The organism is Nocardia sp. NPDC003345 (assembly GCF_053589395.1).
In genome coordinates this window covers 1-3,877 of the sequence record NZ_JBSFRU010000453.1, presented here as the reverse complement: position 1 = coordinate 3,877, position 3,877 = coordinate 1, and the positions used below count along the sequence as shown (strand labels likewise).

Here is a 3,877-nt window from a genome sequence, read left to right as displayed (position 1 = left end):
ACCGACCCCACCACGGTCTCCCCCGCGCTCGGCGGGCCGCTGGGCCTGAAATCGCTGGCCGACGAGGAACTGTCTCACCGAGGCCCTCGGCCTGGCGCTGCCCGGCAACGGCTCCACCCTGGCCACGCACGCCGCCCGCCGGGCCCTGTTCGAACGGGCCGGCCGGGTGATCGTCGATATCGCGACCCGCTGGTACCGCGACGACGATGCCTCGGTCCTGCCGCGCAATGTCGCGAACGAGAAGGCGTTCCGCAACGCGATGGCCCTCGACGTGGCGATGGGTGGCTCCACCAACACCGTGCTGCACACCCTGGCCGCGGCACAGGAGGGTGAGGTCGATTTCGACCTCCACACCATCGAGGAGATCAGCCGCAAGGTCCCGACCCTGTCGAAGGTGTCGCCGAACTCCGACTATCACATGGAGGACGTGCACCGGGCCGGTGGCATCCCGGCCATCCTCGGCGAACTGCGGCGGGCGAATCTGCTGGAAACCGAGGTGAGCACGGTCCACACGCAGAACTTCGACGAGTGGCTCGACACCTGGGACATCCGCTCCGGTAAGGCGTCGGAGGAAGCGCTCGAACTCTTCCACGCCGCGCCCGGCGGGGTGCGCACCACCGAACCGTTCTCCACCGACAACCGGTGGTCCTCCCTGGACACCGACGCCGCCGGCGGCTGCATCCGCGATCTGGAACACGCCTACACCGTCGAAGGCGGGCTGGTGGTGCTGCGCGGCAACCTCGCCCTCGACGGCGCGGTGCTCAAAACCGCCGGTATCGACGAAGAACTGTTCTCCTTCCAGGGCCCGGCCGTGGTCGTGGAATCCCAGGAGGAAGCGGTCTCGGTGATCCTGGGCAAACAGATCGATCCCGGTGATGTGCTGGTGGTGCGCTACGAGGGCCCCGCAGGTGGCCCGGGTATGCAGGAGATGCTGCATCCGACCGCGTTCCTGAAGGGGGCCGGCTTGGGTAAGCAGTGCGCCCTCATCACCGACGGCCGGTTCTCCGGCGGCACCTCCGGGCTGTCCATCGGCCATATCTCCCCCGAGGCGGCCAGCGGCGGCGTGATCGGCCTGGTGGAGAACGGCGACCAGGTCCGTATCGATGTCGCCACCCGCACCCTCGAGGTGCTGGTCGACGACGCGGTGCTGGCCGAACGGCGCGCCAAGATGGAAGCCCGGGAACGGCCGTGGCAGCCGGTGAACCGGGAACGGACGGTCACCACCGCCCTGCGCGCCTACGCGGCCATGGCCACGTCGGCGGATAAGGGCGCCGTCCGGCACGTCCCCTGACCACACCGAGCCGTCACACGGCTGCGGAAGACCGACGGCGTCCCACTCGAACCGAGTGGGACGCCGTAGTCATACGAACCGGCGTACGCTGCCGCGAACAGCAGTCCGATCTCGCCGCACCGACACTCCCCTCAGCACCGCCCCAGTGCGCTCCCCACTCCGGACCCCACGCGCCCAGCCCGTTGGTGCCGAGTTCAGCGAGGCCCGGAAAGGTTTCGGCCCGTCCCTGCGTTCCGCCCTCGAAGCGAGGCGCCGCAGGCGCGAGTCCCGAGGGCGGAACGCGGGGACTCAGGGGGCCGAAACCCGCGGCGCCGAAGGCGACGCCAATTAATCGAAGGGGCCGATACCGGTCAAGGGGTTGCCGTCCTGGAGGTACCAATAGGTGAGGATCGCGGCGGCGACCGCCAGTACGAAGACCACCCAGGATCCGGCGCCGGGGCGGGTCGCCCAGGCGCGTCCGCGGTCCAGCGACCAGCGGCCGGGGCCGGTGAAGATGAGCGCGGTCGCGGCGCCGACGAGAATACTGTCCATCTCGACCGCGCCCGGGCCCTCCTTGTACTGGAATCCCGGATACATACCCTGCTTCCACATCCAGGCGTTCAGGATCACGGCCAGCACCGCACCGGCGGCCAGCGGGGTGGCCAGGCCGAGGATCAGCAGGACACCGCCGCCGACCTCGCCCGCGGTCACCAGCGCCGTCGCCAGCGACGGATGTTTCCAGCCGCCGCTCTCCATCATGGTCTTGGTGCCGTCCAGGCCGGGGCCGTGGAACCAGCCCGTCAGCTTCTGCAGGCCGTGGTAGAGGAAGGTGGCGCCGACGACCAGCCGGAGGATGAACAGGCCGAAATCGAGGGTGCCCCGCCGGGCGTCGCCGTTGCGGCGGCGCAGTTCACCGGTGGGCTGACCGCCGGCGGGCGGGATGCTCGCGTAGGTGTAGGTGCTGTCGTGACTACCGGGACTTCCGGTACCGGGCACATCGCCCGGCGTATCTCCGGCGGCGGTCGAGGCGTTCACGGGCAACTCCTTGGTCATGGCCACTTTCGGGAACTGACCGGTCGGAGAGTCATAGGGACTCCCGACCCCGCCCGCGGTGGTCGACACCGCGCGCTGTTCCCCGGTAGACAGATTCCCGGGCCCCGCGGCCCCGGGGGACGCGGACCCGTTTCTCGCCTTGGCACTCACTCCTCAACCCTAAGCCGATCGGGTGCCGTCCACCCCGCTGAAACGGCGGCGTGTCCGCGCCATACCCGGAGCCCGGTCCTGTCACATCGGTCCCGGCCGGTTCCCGGCGACGCGCGCCGGGTCCGGCAGGAAACCGGCCGGTCGCGCCCCTTCCCCGGCCGGGACAGGGGCGTCGGGACGCGGCCGGGCGGATTTCCACTACGTTGGGAGGCTATGAGGTCGGTTGGCGCGCGGCGCGTGACGGTGGGGCTGGTACTCGGGGCGTTGTTACTCGGCGGCTGCGCCCGATTCGACGATTCGGCGTCCAGTCCGTTCACTCCGGAGCCGACACTGGACGGTGCCCAGCTGGAGCCGAAGAAACCACAGCCGAACGAAAGTTCCACCACCCGCCCCAGCGGTCCGTGTATCGATCCGGACCCGGCGGTGGTGGTGAGCTGCCTGGACACCACCGGCGGACTGGTCGAGATGGGCGGATACGCGCTGGTCGCGGAACGGCGCACCGGGCGGATTCTGCAGGTCACGCCGGAACAGCCGCCGATCGAGGTGGCGCGCGTCGATGTCGATCCGGCCGGAGACGGCGGTCTCAGCGATATCGCGGTCTCCCCCACCTATCCCGAAGACGGGCTGCTGTACGCCTACGTCACCACCGGCAGCGACAACCGCGTGGTCCGGATCGCCGACGACGGCCCGCCGAAACCGGTGCTCACCGGGATCCCCAAGGGCGCCACCGGTAATCGCGGCGCCATCGAATGGTCCACACCCGACCAGATGCTGGTGCTCACCGGCGACGCCGGCGATCCCGCGGGTGCCGCCGACCCGGGCAGTATGGCGGGCAAACTGCTGCGGGTGAACAATCCGACGACCAACGGCAACGCGCCCACCGAGGTCGCCGTCTCGGGAATCGGCTCGGCCGGTGACATCTGCCTGGGCGGCGACCAGATCTGGATCACCGACCGCACCCCCGCCCTGGACCGGCTGCAGCGGATCGCTCCCGACGGCGCCGTCACCACGGCCTGGACCTGGCCGGACCGCCCGGGAGTGGCCGGCTGCGCGGTCACGCCGGAAGGTGTCGCCATCGCGCTCACGGATGCGAAAGCGCTGGCGATGGCGACCCCCGACCCGGCCACCTTCGCGGTGACCGCGCCCCCGGGCGTTTTCGTCGCCAACAAATACGGACGGCTGCTGGGCGCCGCCCCGGCCATGGACGGCACCATCTGGGTCTCCACCGCCAACAAATCCGAGGGCGGGCAGCCGACCCCCAACGACGATCGCGTGGTACGGATTCCGCCACCGTCGGCCGGTGGCGGCCTGCCGGACTGAAATATTGGCGCGCCTCCGGCGCGCGGGGGTTCGGCCCCTCAAGCGTCTGCTGTCAGCGCTCGAGACTCGCGGCTGCGCCGCTTC

General features: G+C 70.4%; 2 protein-coding genes and 1 pseudogene. 2 read left to right on the top strand and 1 reads right to left on the bottom strand.

All coding sequences use genetic code 11. The annotated features are described in order from the left end of the window. Positions 1-67: 67 nt before the first annotated feature. Positions 68-1,291 (top strand): annotated as a pseudogene (locus ACWDU1_RS30425) (dihydroxy-acid dehydratase domain-containing protein); the annotation flags it as partial. Positions 1,292-1,618: 327 nt separating this feature from the next. On the opposite strand, the gene ACWDU1_RS30420 reads toward ACWDU1_RS30425, so the two are convergent. Beyond that, the gene (locus tag ACWDU1_RS30420) at positions 1,619-2,305 is read right to left on the bottom strand and encodes a DoxX family protein (protein WP_450003747.1); all 687 of its coding nucleotides are present in this window, start codon (positions 2,303-2,305) and stop codon (positions 1,619-1,621) included. Between the two features lie 381 nt (positions 2,306-2,686). On the opposite strand from ACWDU1_RS30420, the gene ACWDU1_RS30415 reads away from it, so the two are divergent. Continuing rightward, positions 2,687-3,793 (top strand): PQQ-dependent sugar dehydrogenase, encoded by a 1,107-nt coding sequence (locus ACWDU1_RS30415; RefSeq protein WP_450003745.1) that lies wholly within the window; start codon positions 2,687-2,689, stop codon positions 3,791-3,793. The last annotated feature ends 84 nt before the right edge of the window (positions 3,794-3,877 follow it).